The sequence below is a fragment of the Streptomyces sp. NBC_01334 genome, assembly GCF_035983595.1.
Classification (GTDB): Bacteria; Actinomycetota; Actinomycetes; order Streptomycetales; family Streptomycetaceae; genus Streptomyces; species Streptomyces coriariae.
In genome coordinates this window covers 9228281-9246116 of the sequence record NZ_CP130718.1, presented here as the reverse complement: position 1 = coordinate 9246116, position 17836 = coordinate 9228281, and the positions used below count along the sequence as shown (strand labels likewise).

The following is a 17836-nucleotide window of genomic DNA, read 5'->3' as shown; positions in this document are numbered from 1 at the left end:
GCTTGACAGAGCAACGCAGATGGAACGGTTGACGCCCGGTGATTCGCTGCAAGTCGGTGTCGAGTACGGAACATTGCGTACCGCTTCCCGGACGGTGCCGTCACACCGGCGACGACATGACACGGCCGGCCCACGAGGGTCCGTGGGCCGGCCGATGACGCGACGGGCGGTGTACGCGAGGAGAGGTGCGGGCAAGGGGCGTGCCGAACGGGACGGTCTCCGTCCGTCAGTCGCGCGGCGCCTGGGCCGTGGAGCCGCGCACGACCAGCTCGGGCTCGAACAGCAGCTCACCGGGCGGCACTTCGCCGCCCTGGATCTGGGTGCACAGCAGGTCCACGGCGGCGCGCCCCATGGCCTCGATGGGCTGGCGCACGGTGGACAGCGGGGGCTCCGTGCAGTTCATGAAGGCGGAGTCGTCGAAGCCGACGACGGACACCTGCTCGGGCACCGCGAGGCCGCGCCGCCGGGCTGCCCTGATGGCGCCGAGGGCCAGCGGGTCGCTGGCGCAGATGATGCCGGTGACCCCGCGGTCCAGCAGGCGCGAGGTGGCCGCCTGGCCGCCTTCCAGGGAGAACATCGAGCGCTCCACCCGGTCGTCGGGGAGCGGGGAGCCGGCCGCCTCGGCCGCCGCCTGGGCTGCGGCGAGCTTGCGCCGGGAGGGGATGTGATCGCGGGGCCCGAGGACGAGCCCGATGCGCTCGTGGCCCAGCAGGGAGAGGTGCCGCCAGGCCTGTTCCACCGCGACGGCGTCGTCGCAGGAGACACAGGGGAAGTCCAGCTCCTCTATGGGCGCGTTGATCAGGACCACCGGGATGCGCCGCTCGGCGAGCTGCCGGTAGTGGTCGTGCGGGGCGTCGGCCTGCGCGAACAGCCCTCCGGCGAAGACCACACCGGAGACATGCTGCTGAAGCAGGAGATCGACGTAGTCCGCCTCGGAGACGCCACCCTTGGTCTGGGTGCACAGCACGGGCGTCAACCCCTGCTGTGCCAGTGCGCCGCCGATGACCTCGGCGAACAGCGGGAAGATCGGGTTCTGCAGCTCCGGCAGGACGAGTCCCACCAGGCGGGCGCGCTCACCGCGCAGCTGGGTGGGGCGCTCGTAGCCGAGCACGTCCAGCGCCGTCAGCACCGACTGACGGGTGGTCTCGGAGACCCCCGGCTTGCCGTTGAGCACCCGGCTGACCGTGGCTTCGCTGACCCCTACCTTCTTGGCAACCTGAGCAAGTCGTCGCGTCATGGGCGCAAGGCTAGCGCAAGCCGCGCAAACGGCTTGCGCCAACCAGGGCCATAATGTTCAGTTTCCGTCAGGATCCATGACTCTCTTGCGGACCGGCGTTCAGGGATTGATGTTGATCTTGAAGGTGGAGGTGGTGTTCCGGACGTCCACGGCGTTGCCGTTCAGGCGCAGCCCGTTGAACGTGACCTCGCCGACCGCCGGACCCTGGTCGGCCTCGGGCAGCTCGTTCGCCCACAGTCCGAAGCCGGACTTGGCGTCGTAGGCGTCACCGCTCTTGCGGGCGCCGGTGATGGAGATGTCGGTGAGGACGGTGTCCTTGATCGGGTTCACCGGCCGGCCGCCGACGTACTGCGTCTGGAACATGATGCCGGAGTAGGTCGGGTCCACGATGTCGACGTCGTTGACGCGGATGCCCTGGAACACCTTGGACGCGGAGAACAGCCAGATGCCGGGGAAGGTCTGGGCGCCCCAGAAGTGCCCGCCGGAGCGGACGACGGAGACGTTCTCCACCGTCGTCGGGTCGGTGCCGAAGCCGTTCATCGGATAGCCGAAGTCCAGGGAGCTGATGGTGATGCCGGAGTAGACCAGGGTGTCGGCTATGTGGATGTTGCGGAAGGTGTTGTCGTAGCCGCCGTACACGGCGATGCCCGCGGCCCGCCAGGTCAGCAGCGAGGTCAGGTTCTCGTAGAGGTTGTCCTTCATGTCGGCGCCGCCCGCGTCGATCGCCGAGAACAGCGCGAAGCTGTCGTCGCCGGAGGAGCGGGACTCGTTGTTGACGACGTGGTTGTCCGTCGACCCGTTGGTCATGTTGACGCCGTCGGCGAACGTATCGCGGATGCGCGCGTTGCTGACCGTCATCCGGTCGGTGTTGGCGCCCCAGTACAGGCAGACCATGTGCTCGGTCCAGGTGTCGTCGATGACGATGTCCGACACGTTGGCGAAGTCGAACACCTTGCCCGGCCCGTCGATGCGCGAGGTGTAGTTGCCGAAGTAGGCGAAGCCGCGGAACGCGGAGCCCTTGGCGCTCGCCTCGGCCCGGAAGCCGACGTCGGTGTTCTCCTGGCCGGCCGGGGCGTGGAACTGGGTGTACCAGGGTCCGGCGCCGACCACCCGCACGGCCTTGCCGTACACCTGGAACTTGGCCGAGGTCGGGTAGTCGCCCGGCGGCAGGTAGACGCCGGTGAGTCTGCCGGTGGTGTCCGTACGGACCCGGTCGAGGGCGTTCTGCACGTCCTGGTGGGTGAAGCCGGCCGGGACGGCGTACGCCGCCGGGTCGGGGTTGGCGACGGGCGCGACCTGCTCCAGGCTGACGAAGTCGATGGCGTAGCGCGAGGTGTTGGCGGCGTCCTTCTGGAGCCGGATCCTCGCACCGGCCGGGACGGTCTCGCCCAGCATCAGGTGCGCCTCGTCGTAGATGTGGCGCGGGGCTCCCGCGGACGGCGCGTTGCCGGGCGAGGCCTCGGCGCCGTACAGCCAGGCGTATCGCGAGGTGAGCGGCAGGGCCTTGCGGAGGGTGCCGTCGACGTAGACGTTCAGGGTGGTGTCGGTGCCGCCACCGCCCGCGGCGTCGGGAACGGAGAAGCGGGTCACCAGGGTGTTGGTGGCCGCCCGGGTGGTGAACTCCACGTACTCGCCGGTGCTGTCGAGCGTGACGGCCTTGCGTCCTGACGCCTCGCCCGCGAGGTCGCCGACGGTGCGATTGGGTCCGACGGTGGTGGCGCCGCCGCCCGTGGTGCCGTCCTCCGCCTCGTACATGTCGTACGGCATGTCGGCGCCGCGTCCCACGAACAGGGACTGCTCGACGGTGTTGTTCGCCCGCTTCACGGGGAGTTCGTTGCCGTCGGCCGCGACCGTGGCGCGCACCGTGTAGGTGCCGTCGGCGGCGGCCCAGGTACCGAGGGTGACCGGCGCGGTGGTGGCACCGGCGGCGATCGCCCCGTCGTGGGAGCCGGTCAGGGTGCGGACGGTCACCCCCTTGGAGTCGACCAGGGCGAGGGCGAGGGCATGGGCGCCGCTCGCCGAGGCGACGGTGCCCTGGTTGCGCACGGCGACCCGGAAGGTGACCGTGTCGCCCGCGGCCGGCCCGGACGGGGCCGTGGTGATCACCGGGACCAGGTCGGAGCTGCTGACCGGGCGCACGGTGAGCGCGGTGGGCGCCGTGTAGGTGTTGTCGGTCTCGTTCTGCTCGATCACCGTGCCGCCGTCGTCCGCGACGGCGCTGAGCTGGTAGGTCCCCGTCTCGCGGGTGCCGATCGAGGCGCTGACCGTGGCCTGCGCCCCGGCGGCCAGGGCGCCCACCGGGGCGGTGGCGACCTTGGTGCCGTTCAGCCGCAGCGCGAGGCTGCTGGCGGGCGCGGCGGTCTCGCCGCTGTTGCGGACGGTGGCGGACAGGGTGATGGTGTCCGACTCGACGGGCGAGGCCGGTGCGGCGGTCAGCGAGGTGACCTGCAGATCGGGGTTGGGCGCGGCGGTGCCGATCACCTGGAACTCGGCGATCTGCCCTGCCGGGGCACCGGAGTTGACGGTGAACCGCAGCTGGACGTCGGCGACGCGGGCGGCGACCGGGATGGTCACCGCGTTGCCGCTCGCCGGGCTGAAGGCGTACTCCTTGGCGGCGACCAGTGAGGTGAAGCCGCTCGCGGACTGCTCCCGCCCGAGCACCTGGACGGTCTGGGTGCGCGGTCCCCAGGAGCTGTCCGGGTTGAGGCGCAGGACCAGTGAGGTGACGTCGGCGTTGGCGCCGAGCTGCACGGTCAGTGTGGCGGGGTGGCCGGAGCCCTCCCAGTAGGTGCTGGTGGAGTTGTCGGCGGCGTTCTCGGCCACGAAGGTGTGCACGGTCGAGGAGGCCGTGATGGGCTTGCCGACCGCGAGGTTGGAGCCGGGGCCGGAAGTACCGGTCCGTGTGACGGAGTTGCTGTCACCGGAGACGTTCCCGGCGGCGTCCTTCGCCCGCACGACGTAGGACACGGTCACGGTGGCGGGGCGGTTGTCGGTGTACGTGGCGACGTTGCCCGCGACGGTGGTCAGCAGGGTGTTGTTGCCGTACACCTCGTAGCCGGTGACGGCGGTGTTGTCGGTGGAGGCGTTCCAGGTCAGCCGGATCTGCCCGGCGGCAGGCTCGGTGAACGCCAGGTTCGCGGGAGCGGTGGGCGCCTGGGTGTCGCCGGTCGCGCCGCGGCGGGTGACGGTGTTGCTGTTGCCGGAGACGTTCCCGGCGGCGTCCTTGGCGCGCACGAAGTAGGAGACCGTGGCGCTCGCGGGCCGGGTGTCGGTGTAGGTGGTGGCGCTACCGGCGAGGGAGGTCAGCAGTTCGTTGTCGGCATAGACGTCGTAGCCGGTGACGGCGTTGTTGTCGGTGGAGGCGTTCCAGGTCAGCCGGATCTGCCCGGCGGCAGGCTCGGTGAACGCCAGGTTCGCGGGAGCGGTGGGCGCCTGGGTGTCGCCGGTCGCCGGGCCGTAGACCTCCAGCGCGGACAACTGGGCCGCCGGCTGGCCGGTGTTGGCGGTGACCAGGACCTGGACGTAGCGCGTGGTGGCGGTGTCGAAGGTGATCGTCACCGTGTTCCCGTCGGCCGGGGCGAACCGGTACGCCCTCGACGCCGTCAGGTCGGTGAAGTCGGTCCCGTTGGCGCTGCCCTGGATCTTCAGGGTCTGGGTGCGGGCGCCCCAGCCGTCGGGCAGCTTGAGCACCACCCGGTCGACGCCGAGGGAGGAGCCGAGGTCGGCCCGGATCCACTGCGGGAGTTCGTTGTTGCGGCTCTCCCAGTAGCTGGCCTTGTTGCCGTCCGCGGCGTTGGACGGCACGTACGTCTCGGTGTGGCTGCTGGCGGTGAGGGTGCGGCCGCGGGCGAGGTCGGTGGAGGACTCGCCCGCCGCGTGCACCTCGAGTTCCGAGAGCTGGGCGGCCTGCCAGCCGGTGTTGGCGGTGATCTCGACGCGTACATAGCGGGTCTGTCCGGCCGGGAAGCTCACCGTGACGCTGTTGGCCGAGCCGGGGCTGAAGGTGTAGGCGGCGGACGCCTTCAGGGTGGTGAAGCCGGTGCCGTCGGCGCTGCCCTGCACGGACAGGGTCTGGCTGCGGGTCTCCCAGGACGCGGGCAGCTTCAGCACGACCTCGTCGACGCGGGCGGTGGAGCCGAGGTCGGTCTGGACCCATTGGGGCAGGTCGCCGCCCGCGCTCTGCCAGTAGGAGCCCTGGTCGCCGTCGGTGGTGTTGCGGGCGGCGTACTCGGTGTGTGCGCTGCCGGCCGCGGTGGGCCGTCCGGCAGCGAGGTTGGGGCCGTCGGCCGCCTGGGCGGTGGTCAGTGACGACGCGCCCAGCATCAGCAGGCTGGTCGTGAGGACGGCGGCCAAGAACCGCCGTCCCCTGCGCTTCGGTCTCATCTCTCCCCGATCTCCGTCCCGTCCGCCGTGGCGCGGAGGAACGCGGTTGCTGGATGGGTTGGCTCGCCGGCGCGCCGGACACGCCTCAATGTGCGGGACAGGGCACCGCTTTTGCGTGAATCGCTCAGAGAGTTGCAGACCGATAGAGGTTCGTCCACCGTCGGGACAGCAGTGCCTCCGACCCGCCCATCCCCTGGACGACCTGCCCAGGCACCGGGATCAGCGACTTTCGTGCGAGCTTTCACGCTGACGCAAGCGGATCCGCAAGCGACGCAAGTCGCTTGCGTGGTCAACTCCCGCCACTGCCGGGACCGTTGACAAAGCGGAGACACGCTAGAAACCTGTGGGCGTACTTTCCGCAAAGAATCGACTGTTCAACTCAATTTGCGTGCACGGCCGGCGTCTCCCACCTCGGATCGACCCTCCCGGGGCCGCTCCCGCACTCTCCTCCCCGCGCCTCCTCCGTCTCCCCGCACCTCCAGGGGCCGCCCCGCCGTGCCCTCCCCCCGTGTTCACCGACCGAACAGAGGACCTCATGAGTTGGAGACCACCGGGCCGTCGGCCCGTGACCGGCGCGGTCGTCGCCGGGCTCCTGTCGACCGGCCTGCTTCCGCTGGCCTTCGCCTCCCCCGCCCAGGCGGCTCCCGCCGCGGCCGACGTCAACCTCGCCCTCGGCCGCCCCGCCACGGCGGGCGGCGCGCACGCCGAATACCCCGCCCGCAACCTCACCGACGGTGTCCAGGCCTCCTACTGGGAGGGCCCGGCGGGGGCCTTCCCGCAGTGGGCGCAGGTCGACCTCGGCGCGGCCCGGGAGGTGGACCGGGTCGTGCTCAAACTCCCCACCGGGTGGGGCAGCCGTAACGAGACCCTGTCGTTGCAGGGCAGCAGCGACGGCTCCGGCTTCAGCACTCTCGCGGCTTCGGCGGTCCGGGTGTTCGACCCGGAACGGGCCAACACGGTGTCCGTCGCCCTCGCCTCCCCCGCGGACGTGCGGTACGTCCGCGTCAACGTCTCCGGCAACACCGGCTGGAACGCCGCGCAACTCTCCGAGCTGGAGGTGTACGGCGAGGACGGCGGCACGGACCCGGGCGACCCGCCGCCCGCCGGCACCAACCTGGCCCGCAACAAGCCGGTCGAGGCCACCTCCACCGCGCAGAACTACGTGGCCGCCAACGCCACCGACGACTCCGTCTCCACCTACTGGGAGGCGGCCGGTCACCCCTCGGATCTCACCGTCCAGTTGGGGGCCGACGCCGACGTGACCGGCGTGGTGGTCAAGCTCAACCCCGACCCGGTGTGGGCGGCCCGCACCCAGACCGTCCAGGTCCTCGGCCGGCAGCAGTCCGCGAGCGGCTTCACCTCGCTGGCCGCCGCGAAGTCGTACTCCTTCAGCCCGGCGAGCGGCAACACGGTGACCGTCCCGGTCAGCGGCCGCTGGTCCGACGTACGGCTGCACTTCACCGCCAACTCCGGTGCGCCCGGCGGGCAGGTCGCCGAGTTCCAGGTCGTGGGCACCGCAGCACCCGCCCCCGACCTGACGGTGACCACGCTGGACTGGACGCCGGCCGCACCCAGCGAGCGGGACGCGGTCACCGTCAAGGCCACCGTGCGCAACGCGGGCACCGCGCGCTCCGCGGCCACGGCCGTCGACGTCAGCGTGGAGGGCACGGTCGCGGGCAGCGCCTCCGTCCCGGCGCTGGAGCCCGGCGCCTCGGCGACCGTGGATGTCGCCACCGGTACCCGAGCGGCGGGCAGTTACGGCGTGTCGGCCGTCGTCGACCCCCGGAACACCGTCCCGGAGCTGGACGACAGCAACAACAGCCGCACGGCCGCGAACAGACTGGTCATCACCCGGGCGCCCGGCCCCGACCTGGAGGTGGCCTCGATCACCACCAGCCCGGCCAACCCGGCCGTCGGCCAGGCCGTCTCCTTCACCGTCGCCGTGCACAACCGCGGGATCAGCGCCGCTCCGGCCGGCTCGGTGACCAGGGTCCAGGCCGGCTCGACCACCCTCGACGGCACCACCGGTCAGGTGGCCCCCGACGCCACGGTGAACGTGGCGATCAGCGGGACCTGGACGGCCACCGCGGGCGGGGCGACCCTCACCGCGACCGCCGACGCCACCGGGGTCGTCACCGAGACGAACGAGAACAACAACGTCCTCACCAAGTCCCTGGTGGTCGGCCGCGGCGCCGCCGTGCCCTACACCGAGTACGAGGCGGAGGACGGGCGGTACACCGGCACCCTCCTCACCGCCGACGCCCAGCGCACCTTCGGGCACACCGACTTCGCCACCGAGTCCTCCGGCCGCAAGTCGGTCCGGCTCACCTCGACCGGCCAGTACGTGGAGTTCACCTCCACCAACGCGGCCAACTCCCTCGTGGTGCGCAACTCCGTCCCGGACTCCGCGTCCGGCGGCGGCGCGGACGCCACCGTCAGCCTGTACGCGGACGGCGCCTTCGTGCAGAAGCTGCCCCTGTCGTCCAAGCACAGCTGGCTCTACGGCACCACCGACGACCCCGAGGGACTGACCAACCGGCCCGGCGGTGACGCACGGCGCCTGTTCGACGAGTCACACGCGCTGCTGTCGAAGAGCTACCCGGCGGGCACCGTGTTCCGCCTCCAGCGCGACGCGGGCGACTCGGCCGCCTTCCAGGTGATCGACCTGGTCGATCTGGAGCAGGTGGCTCCCGCCGCGTCCAAGCCGACCGCCTGCACCTCGATCACCGAGTACGGCGCCGTACCGAACGACGGTCTCGACGACACCGACGCCATCCAGCGGGCGGTCACCGCCGACCAGAACGGCCAGATCTCCTGTGTGTGGATCCCGGCCGGGCAGTGGCGTCAGGAGCAGAAGATCCTGACCGACGACCCGTTGAACCGGGGGCAGTTCAACCAGGTGGGCATCCGGGACGTCACCATCCGCGGCGCGGGAATGTGGCACTCCCAGCTGTACACACTGACCCCGCCGCAGGAGGCGGGCGGCATCAACCACCCGCACGAGGGCAACTTCGGCTTCGACATCGACTCCAACACCCAGATCTCCGACATCGCCGTCTTCGGCTCGGGCACCATCCGCGGCGGCGACGGCAACGCCGAGGGCGGCGTCGGTCTCAACGGCCGCTTCGGCAAGGGCACGAAGATCACCAACGTGTGGATCGAGCACGCCAACGTCGGTGTCTGGGTGGGCCGCGACTACTCCAACATCCCCGAACTGTGGGGCCCCGGCGACGGGCTGGAGTTCTCCGGGGTGCGCGTCCGTGACACCTACGCCGACGGCATCAACTTCGCCAACGGCACCCGCAACTCGACCGTCCACAACTCCTCCTTCCGCAACACCGGCGACGACGCGCTCGCCGTGTGGGCCAGCAAGTACGTGAAGGACACCTCGGTGGACGTCGGCCACGACAACCACTTCCGCAACAACACGATCCAGCTGCCCTGGCGGGCCAACGGCGTCGCGGTGTACGGCGGTCACGGCAACACCATCGAGAACAACGTCGTCTCCGACACCATGAACTACCCGGGCATCATGCTGGCCACCGACCACGACCCGCTGCCCTTCACCGGTGAGACCCTGATCGCGGGCAACGCCCTGTACCGCACGGGCGGCGCGTTCTGGAACGAGGACCAGGAGTTCGGCGCGATCACCCTGTTCGCTCAGGGTCAGGACATCCCGGGCGTCACCATCCGGGACACCGAGATCCACGACTCGACGTACGACGGCATCCAGTTCAAGACGGGTGGCGGCGTGATGCCGGGCGTGAGGATCACGAACGTGCGCATCGACCGATCCAACAACGGCTCCGGCATCCTCGCGATGAGCGGTGCCCGCGGCAGCGCCACCCTGTCCGGTGTGACGATCACCGGCTCGGCCCAGGGTGACGTACTCATCGAACCGGGTTCGCAGTTCACGATCACCGGCACCCCGAACGGGGCGTCGGGACGACGCGACGCCTACTGAGCACGACCGGTGGACCCTCGAAAGCCGGGGGCCCACCGCGCCCACGTCATTGCACTCCAGCGCTCCGGCGCCGGAGTGCAATGACGAACGCCGGATGCCCGCTCCGCGGACCGCCCGCTCGAACGCGAGCGCCGTACGATCTCTTCTAGTCGGAGGCTCTGTCGGCCGTGACCAGCAAGTACTCCCATTCCATGGCCCCGTCCTCGAGGTGCCGGGCGGCCAGATCCACGAGCGCCGTGTCGAGGGCGGTCACCTTGTCGGGGTCGTCGGCGATGGCGCCGTAGACGGCGAGGGCCGGGCCGTAGCAGCGCTTGAAGAAGTCCCGGAAGTCCTCCGGTCCGGAGAACACGTCGACGCGCAGCAACCGACGACGGGCGTCGACGCCGGTCACGCGGTCGCCGAGCAGAGAACGCACGTGATCCTCGTCGCCCCACAGCGGCGGCGGCTGCGCTCCGGGCGGCGGCGGGGGCGCGTACGGGCGCATGGCGGCGAACATCTGCCCGATGAAGCCTTCCGGGGTCCAGTTGACGAGGCCGATCTTCCCGCCGGGTCGACAGACACGGACCAGCTCGTCGGCGGCCCGCTGGTGGTGCGGAGCGAACATCACTCCGACGCAGGACAACACGGTGTCGAAGTCCGCGTCCGCGAAAGGCAGTTCCTCGGCGTCGCCCTCGCGCCACTCCAGCTTGGCACCACGTTCCGCGGCGAGCCGGCGGCCGGCCTCCAGCAGTTCCGGGGTCAGGTCCACAGCCACCACGTCGGCCCCGGCGAGGGCGGCGGGGACGGCGGCGTTCCCCGAACCGGCCGCGACGTCGAGCACCCGGGTCCCCGGCTGGACGCCGCTCTCGCGCACCAGCTCCGGTCCCAGGTCCGGAATGACGTCCGAGGCCACGAGGGGATAGTCGCCCAGTGCCCACATGGCTCGGTGCTTCGCCTTCAGGGCCCGGTCGGCCCGGGTCGCCTCACTCGCCTCGGACATGACGGATCCCTCCGCTGCGGCACCGTTCGCCTTCGGTTCCGGGCGGGGGCCACCGCCTCGGACCACCGCGCCCGAGCCTCGCCGACTCCGGCGCCTCTTTCGACTGTCTCACGGTTCGACCCGTCGGGCAGGGTCTCGGGGCGGGGCCGCGCACCGGGTCGCCGCCGGGCGGGCCCGGCACCGTGGGCGGGCGGCGACGCGCACGGCTGGAAGCCTGGTGGCGACGGACGAAGCAGCGCGGGCGAGCCTCACGGACAACCGAGGCAGTCGACGGTGCGTGGCCGCGCGGGTCGTGAGCCGGCGCCCGACCGACGTCCACGGAACCACCCTTGACGCGGGCCGAAGCTCCCCCTGTTCTTCGTGACGGGAGGGCGACGGAGTGCTGCGTGAGGTCTGGACACTCCCCTGTGAGCGTGCTGTCATACCGCTGTCACAGGATTTCCAACGTTGAAAAGGCCACTCGACCGAGCGTCCCGTCACCGGTGTGCAGTTGTCCTCCGCGGGTTCCCGGCCAGGAGCCCTCACTCCCGCCGGGCGTGGTCACGGCCTCTGTACGAGGAAGGGTTCGATGACACGACACGCCACCCGCCCCAGAGCCAGAGTGTGGGCGCTGCTCGCCGCGGCGGCCCTGATCCTGCCCCCGAGCGGGCTGCTTCCCACGGCGGCGGCCGCGGAGCCGCCGAACAGCGCGTCGGCTCCCGCCGCCGAACAGGCCGCCGTCGAGACGCACGGCCTGAAGGGCGAGTACTTCAGCATGTCGGCGCCCGGCGCCCGGGACTTCGACCGACTCGGCGGCACCCTGCTCGACCCGCAGATCAACTTCTCCGGACTGACCGGTACCTTCCAGGAGTTGACCGGGCGGACCGAGCACACCACCGCGCGCTGGACGGGCCGGATCGAGGCGCCGGCCACCGGTGACTACACCTTCTACGCCATCGGCGACAACGGCTTCCGGCTCTACGTCGACGATCGGCCCGTCATCGACCACTGGGTGGGTGACTGGGACCGGGAGCAGACCAGCGCCGCCGTCCGGCTGACCGCCGGCGAGCAGCACGACTTCCGCCTGGAACTGTTCCAGGACACCGGTGGCGCCAACATGTACCTGCGCTGGTCGACTCCGACCATGTCCAAGCAGATCGTGCCGATGTCCGCGTTCACCCCACCGGCCGACTTCGAGGTGTACCCGGTCGAGATGTCGGTCGCCGAGAACGGACGGCGGCTGCGCGCCCGGTTCGACGGCAGGGTCGGCGGTCTCCGGGGCCTCGAGGACCATCTGAAGGTCGAGGCCGACACGACCGCCATGCCGATCAGGTCGGTGACGGCCGTCCCCGGCGACCCCACCTCCCTGAACGTCGACCTCACGGAGCCGATCCAGCGCAGCCAACTCGTCAGGGCCTCCTACGACGGTGAGGGCGGACTGACGGCCGGCGGCGAGAGCGTGCCGAAGGTCATCCGCTACGCCGACAACGCCTCCACCCACCGGCTCACCACCGAGTGGGGCGACGGCCTCGACAAGAAGCACCCGCTGCCGGAGTACCCGCGCCCCCAGCAGGTGCGGGACAGGTGGAAGAACCTCAACGGCCCCTGGCAGTTCGGCGCGGCCGAGGCCGGAGAGGAGCCGGTCTTCGGCAAGAAGCTCGACGAGACGATCATCGTGCCGTTCCCGGTCGAGTCCCAGCTGTCCGGTCTCGAGCGGCACGAGGACCACATGTTCTACCGCAGGCTCGTCGACGTACCCAAGAGCTGGAAGGTCGGCGGGAGCGGCCGGGCCGAACGGCTCAGGCTCAACTTCGGCGCCGTCGACTACCAGGCCCGCGTCTACGTCAACGGCACGAAGGTCGCCGAACACACCGGCGGCTACAACGCCTTCAGCGCCGACATCACCGACGCGCTCGAGGGCACCGGCCCACAGGAGATCGTCGTCGCCGTCACCGACACCGGAGGCGCCGACCAGCCCACGGGCAAGCAGTCCACGAACCCGGGCGGCATCTTCTACACCCAGTCGTCCGGCATCTGGCAGACCGTGTGGATGGAGCCCGTCGCGCCCGCCTCGATCGACGACATCGTCACGACGCCCGACCTCGACACCGGCGCCCTCGCGGTGACGGTGAACTCCGAGGAGGCCTCCCCCACCGCCCGGGTCGAGGCCGTCGCCCGCGACGCCCGCGGCAAGGTCGTCGGCAAGGTCACCGGACCGGCCGGCAGGGAACTGCGCCTGCCGGTGGCGAAGCAGCACCTGTGGAGCCCCGACGACCCCTACCTCTACGACCTCGACGTCACGCTCACCGACGGCAGGTCGACCGACAGGATCGGCAGCTACTTCGGCATGCGCGAGGTCGGCATCGAAAAGGTGGGCGGCTTCGACAAGCTGGTCCTCAACGGCGAGCCGATCTTCTCCCTCGCCACCCTCGACCAGGGATTCTGGCCCGACGGCCTCTACACCGCGCCCAGCGACGAAGCCCTCGCCTTCGACCTCGAGGCACACAAGAAGCTGGGCTTCAACGCCGTCCGCAAGCACATCAAGGTCGAGCCGCAGCGCTGGTTCTACCACGCGGACCGGCTCGGCCTGCTGGTCTGGCAGGACTTCGTCTCCGGGAACCTCACCGACGCCAACGGCCGGAAGGCGTTCGTCGACCAGGGCAAGGAGATCGTGCGCCGGCACCACAACTCGCCCTCCGTCATCGGCTGGATCGTCTTCAACGAGGGCTGGGGCGAGTGGAACCGCGAGGAGACCGGCCGCATCACCGAGTCCGTCCGGGCCGCCGACCCGTCCCGCGTCGTCAACGCCCACAGCGGCGTCAACTGCTGCAACTCCAAGGGGGATTCGGGCAAGGGCGACATCATCGACCACCACGACTACAACAACACCGATCCCGCCTTCCCCGACGACGGCCGGGCGGCCATGGACGGTGAGCACGGCGGCTTCGTCCTGCGCACGCCGGGCCACATGTGGCCGGGCGCCCCGACGGTGATCTACAGCGGTGTCAACACCAAGGAGGAGCTGACCCGCAAGTACGTCGAGAACACCCGGCAGTTCTATGTCGAGCAGGCCGGCGCCGAACTGTCGGGTTCGGTGTACACGCAGATCACCGACCTGGAGAACGAACTGAACGGCCTGTACACATACGACCGCCGCGAGATCAAGGTCGATCCCGCCCAGGTGCGGAAGATCAACCGCAGGGTGATCTCCGCCGGCGCCGCCGCGGGCCGCGCGGGGCCGCCGAAGGGCGGCGGGCGCTGGAGCCTCGACGAGGGCACCGGCACCACCGCGAAGGACGAGGGCCCGAACGCCAGGCCTCTCACGCTCCGCGAGGGTGCCTCCTGGACCCCCGGCGTCAGCGGCAGCGCCCTGAAGTTCGACGGTCAGAAGCAGTACGCCGAGACCGCAGGACCGGTGCTCGACACCGCCGGCAGCTACTCGGTGGCCGCCTGGGTCCGGCTCGACGCGATCCCCGGCAACTACGCCACCGCCGTCAGTCAGGACTCCCGCGCCACGGCCAACTCCTTCTACCTCCAGTACGGCCACGGCACGTTCGCCTTCAGCACGCCCGGCGAGCACCGCGCCCAGGTGGCCGTCCCCGCGGAGACGGGCCGCTGGTACCACCTGGTCGGCGTGCGGGACGCCGCGAGCAACCAGATCCGGCTGTACGTCGACGGAAGGCTCGCGGCGACGGCCAACGGCGGCACCGCCCTGCCGAGCACCGGTCCGCTGACCGTGGGGCGCGCCCACTGGGACGGCGCGAACGTCGACTTCTTGAACGGCGCGGTCGACGAGGTCCACGCCGTCGACCGGGCGCTCGACGCCGAGGAGGTGAGCGGCCTCTACGCGGAGGAGAAGCCCTGAGGCACCGCGTTCGGCAGACGGTGGCGGCCTTGCCCCCTCGCGGGGCGAGGCCGCGCCCCTGCTCAGCAGCGGATCCTGGACGGCCTCGACGGCGCTCGCACGCGCCGTCCACGCTTGCCCCGCGCGCTTTCGCACTCCCCACCGATATACGTAGTTCCTTCTCGCAGACCCGGCCTTTTCGACATTTGACGATTTTCGGCGCGCTAGCGTGCTGCACCATGTGGAACATTCCAGATTTCACCCGCGCGGCCATTCGCTTCCGCGGGTGAATGCGAAATGGGGGGCGAATGTTTCAACGGAATCGGAAGTACATCCGCGGACTGGTCACCGCGGCATCGCTGGGTCTGCTGAGCGTGTCGGTCGGCTGCCCGTCGGCCTCGGCAGCGGCATCGACCACCCAGGTGGCCTGCTCCGACTACACGAACAGCAAGGTCTGGCAGACGAGCGCGCAGTGGTCCCGGGTCTCGGAGAGGGTCTGCCTGGAATGGACGGCGGCCTCGGCGAACGGCTTGCGACTGGTGCGCGGCCGATGGCAATTCCGCGTCGACTGGCCGACCGACTGCTCGTTGAGTGTCGGACTCCCGCCGGCCGGTGGAATTTCCTGCCCGGCCGGGCGCGCCGTGAAAAACCCGAGCATGACATTCAAGAACGTGATCATCGACGGCGGCTGGCGGGCCGGCTCGGGCCCGACCTCGACCGGCCGCTGCTCCAGCCAGAACTGGTACACCAGCCGTATGCAGCAGTCCACGTACGTGCGCACCTGCAACGGCCCCTGGATGCGGGGCACCCGGGGAAGCTCCTTCACCATTTCCATGTCGGCCCAGGGAGACGTGGCCGACGACGGCGACGGCCAGAAGCTCCTGGGCAACTGGATCCGCCAGTCGTGGACGTTCCCGTCACGCTGAGGCTCAGGCCGAGCCTCCGGCGCTCGAGATCGGTCCCGGTGGCCGGGGGAAAGGTCTCCCCCGGCCACCGGGACCGCTGCCGTCGGCGGCTGTGCCGGGGTCACGGCGCCCAGGGCGCCTCCACGGACCACGTCGTGTCCTCGGCGAACAGGGCGGGGTTGTCCCAGGTGTGCGTACCGCCCGGCGTGGCCAGCCACAACTCGGCGTTGTAGTGCCGCAGATACTGCTCCGGGAAGTGGTACGCGGACAGCCGCACGGCGCCGTTCGCGCCGCGGACGGGGCAGAAGGTGGCGTCGGCGCGGAACAGGTCCGTGCTGCCGGACTCCTTGTGGACGCGGTACTCGCGATGACGCAGATACTGGCCGGGGTAGTTGCGCGACTCGAAGCTGTAGCAGCCGCTGTCGGCCAGGCCGGGGACGATCTTCCAGGTGGCGTCGTTCTTCAGCAACGCGTCGCTGCCGGCGGTGACGACCTCCGTGAAGCCCGCGCCGTCCCTGTGGCGCAGGTACCGGTCGGTGTAGCCGGGGGTCGTCACCCGCAGGGACCTGTACTGGTCGGCGGGCAGGGTGACCGGCGTGGTCGAGGCCTGGGACGCGTCGATGAGCGCGCGGTTGGCGGCCCTGACCCGGGCCTCGTCGACCTTGACGACCTGGCGGTCGTAGGTGAGCAGGCCGTTGGCCTCGTTCTCGACGTCGGTGATCTCGGTGTAGACCGACGCCGACAGGCCGCGCGGCATGCACACTTCGCGGATCGCGTCCAGCAGGCCGACGAACCGGTTGTCCAGGTGCGCGAGGTCGGGCTGGTCCTCGTAGCTGAAGCCGCCGGCGGGGTACCACTCGTGTCCGGCGACCTCGAAGCCGAGCCCGCCGAACTCTCCGAGCACGGCGGCACGGATGGCGCTGGGCACGGTGGTGCCGGGGCCGACGTAGACGTGGTGGTCCACGACGTCGCCGTTGCCGCCGTCGACCGATCCGCAGCAGTTGACGCCGCTCATGTTGTTCACCAGGCGCGTCGGGTCGTACGCCTTGACCTCGGCGGCGATGCGGGCCTGGTCGTACTGGCCCCAGCCCTCGTTCTGGTCGACCCACATCACCAGGGACGGCGAGCTGCGGTGCTGGTCGATGACGCGGTCGTACTCTGCCTCCCACTGGGCGCGCGCCGCGGTGTCGGGGGTGCGCAGGTCCATGGCCGGCATGTCCTGCCAGACGAGCAGGCCGAGCCGGTCGGCCCAGTAGAACCAGCGCTGCGGTTCGACCTTGATGTGTTTGCGGACCATGTTGAAGCCCAGGTCCTTGTGCTTCTGGAGGTCGTGCTTCAGCGCCGCGTCGGTGGGCGCGGTGTAGATGCCGTCCGGCCAGTAGCCCTGGTCGAGGGTGCCGGTCTGGAACACGAACTTGCCGTTCAGGACCGGGCGTTGCAGGCCACCCACACGGGCCAGGCCGATGGTGCGCATGCCGGTGTAGCTGCCGACGGAGTCGACGGTCGTGGTGCCGGAGAGCAGGTCGGCCCTGACGTCGTAGAGGAACGGGTCGTCAGGGCTCCACACGTGCGGGTTCGGGACGGGCACGGTGAACTCGGTGCCGACGGCGCCGGTGGCCGTGCCCACGGTCGTGCCGCCGGTGGAGACCGTGACGCGGGCGCGGTGGCCGCTGGTCCCGGTGCCCCGGACGGTCACCTTGAGGCGACTGTTCGCCGGGTCCGGGACCAGGTCGAGGCGGCCGACGTACGCGGGCGCGGTCGGCTCCAACCACACCGTCTGCCAGAGGCCGGACGCAGCGGTGTAGAAGATGCCGCCCCCGGCGTGCGGGGCGACATCGTTGATGCGCTGCTTGCCGACCGCCTGGGAGCCGGTCTGGGTGGGGTCCCAGACGGAGACGACGAGGGTGTTGGTGCCGCCGCCGTTCAGCAGGTCGGTGATGTCGTAGGAGAAGGCGTCGTAGCCGCCGCTGTGGGCGGCTCCGGCCTGGCGGCCGTTGACCCAGACGGTGGTGCGCCAGTCACCGGCGCCGAAGTTGAGCTGGACGCGTCGGCCGTTCCAGTTCGTCGGGACGGTGAAGGTGCGCTTGTACCAGAGCTTGTCGTTCTGGGTGATCTTGCGCTGGATGCCGGAGAGCGCGGACTCGGCGACGAACGGGACCCGGATCTGTTCGGTGAACGAGGCGGGCTGACCGGCGTCCGCCGAGGTGACCGCGAAGTCCCAGATGCCGTTGAGGTTGGCCCAGTCCGGGCGGGTCAGCTGCGGGCGGGGATATTCGGGGAGAGGGGTGTCGGTGGGGACCTGGTTCGTCCACGGGGTGGTCATCGGTGACGGCTTGGGCGTCCACGCCTGTGCCGCGGCGGCCGCGGGGGCGGTGGCGGTCAGTGCCGTGCCGCCGACCAGGGTGAGCGCGGCGAGCGAGGTGGTGGCCCACCGCGCTCGTCGTCGCATCCGGGCGAACAGCCTTCGGCCTGCGGGTACTCGACGCATCGTGCCTCCTTGACTCGTGGGGTGGGGAGACGTGCGCGTGCAGAAGGCGGCCGGGGG

At 70.6% G+C, this 17836-nt stretch carries 8 protein-coding genes; 3 read left to right on the top strand and 5 right to left on the bottom strand.

What is annotated here, in order from left to right; genetic code table 11:
* Positions 1-226: 226 nt before the first annotated feature.
* Positions 227-1237, bottom strand: coding sequence for a LacI family DNA-binding transcriptional regulator (locus OG736_RS41100; protein ID WP_327186991.1), 1011 nt, complete (start codon positions 1235-1237; stop codon positions 227-229).
* Between the two features lie 99 nt (positions 1238-1336).
* A complete protein-coding gene (locus tag OG736_RS41095; RefSeq protein WP_327186990.1) occupies positions 1337-5620 on the bottom strand; it encodes a discoidin domain-containing protein in 4284 nt (1427 codons plus the stop codon).
* Positions 5621-6155: 535 nt separating this feature from the next.
* Here OG736_RS41095 and OG736_RS41090 point away from each other — a divergent pair.
* The gene (locus tag OG736_RS41090) at positions 6156-9584 is read left to right on the top strand and encodes a CARDB domain-containing protein (protein WP_327186989.1); all 3429 of its coding nucleotides are present in this window, start codon (positions 6156-6158) and stop codon (positions 9582-9584) included.
* A gap of 145 nt (positions 9585-9729) precedes the next feature.
* Here the strand turns inward: OG736_RS41090 and OG736_RS41085 are convergent, their stop codons facing one another.
* Positions 9730-10563 (bottom strand): class I SAM-dependent methyltransferase, encoded by an 834-nt coding sequence (locus OG736_RS41085; protein ID WP_327186988.1) that lies wholly within the window; start codon positions 10561-10563, stop codon positions 9730-9732.
* Positions 10564-11131: 568 nt separating this feature from the next.
* Here OG736_RS41085 and OG736_RS41080 point away from each other — a divergent pair.
* On the top strand, positions 11132-14407 hold the full coding sequence (locus tag OG736_RS41080) for a LamG-like jellyroll fold domain-containing protein (RefSeq protein WP_327186987.1): 3276 nt from the start codon (positions 11132-11134) through the stop codon (positions 14405-14407).
* Positions 14408-14822: 415 nt separating this feature from the next.
* Here OG736_RS41080 and OG736_RS41075 read toward each other — a convergent pair whose 3' ends face one another.
* Positions 14823-15053 (bottom strand): hypothetical protein, encoded by a 231-nt coding sequence (locus OG736_RS41075; protein ID WP_327186986.1) that lies wholly within the window; start codon positions 15051-15053, stop codon positions 14823-14825.
* On the opposite strand from OG736_RS41075, the gene OG736_RS41070 reads away from it, so the two are divergent.
* A complete protein-coding gene (locus tag OG736_RS41070; protein WP_327186985.1) occupies positions 15043-15312 on the top strand; it encodes a hypothetical protein in 270 nt (89 codons plus the stop codon). The genes OG736_RS41075 and OG736_RS41070 overlap by 11 nt on opposite strands.
* Before the next feature lie 100 nt (positions 15313-15412).
* Here OG736_RS41070 and OG736_RS41065 read toward each other — a convergent pair whose 3' ends face one another.
* Positions 15413-17779: an AbfB domain-containing protein gene (locus tag OG736_RS41065; protein ID WP_442817135.1), complete on the bottom strand. Its 2367-nt coding sequence runs from the start codon at positions 17777-17779 to the stop codon at positions 15413-15415.
* Between the last annotated feature and the right edge of the window lie 57 nt (positions 17780-17836).

Bases quoted from the DNA above. Each gene is read 5' to 3' on its own strand.
- OG736_RS41100 (WP_327186991.1), bottom strand. From the start codon at position 1,237: ATGACGCGACGACTTGCTCAGGTTGCCAAGAAGGTAGGGGTCAGCGAA.
- OG736_RS41095 (WP_327186990.1), bottom strand. From the start codon at position 5,620: ATGAGACCGAAGCGCAGGGGACGGCGGTTCTTGGCCGCCGTCCTCACG.
- OG736_RS41090 (WP_327186989.1), top strand. From the start codon at position 6,156: ATGAGTTGGAGACCACCGGGCCGTCGGCCCGTGACCGGCGCGGTCGTC.
- OG736_RS41085 (WP_327186988.1), bottom strand. From the start codon at position 10,563: ATGTCCGAGGCGAGTGAGGCGACCCGGGCCGACCGGGCCCTGAAGGCG.
- OG736_RS41080 (WP_327186987.1), top strand. From the start codon at position 11,132: ATGACACGACACGCCACCCGCCCCAGAGCCAGAGTGTGGGCGCTGCTC.
- OG736_RS41070 (WP_327186985.1), top strand. From the start codon at position 15,043: ATGACATTCAAGAACGTGATCATCGACGGCGGCTGGCGGGCCGGCTCG.
- OG736_RS41065 (WP_442817135.1), bottom strand. From the start codon at position 17,779: ATGCGTCGAGTACCCGCAGGCCGAAGGCTGTTCGCCCGGATGCGACGA.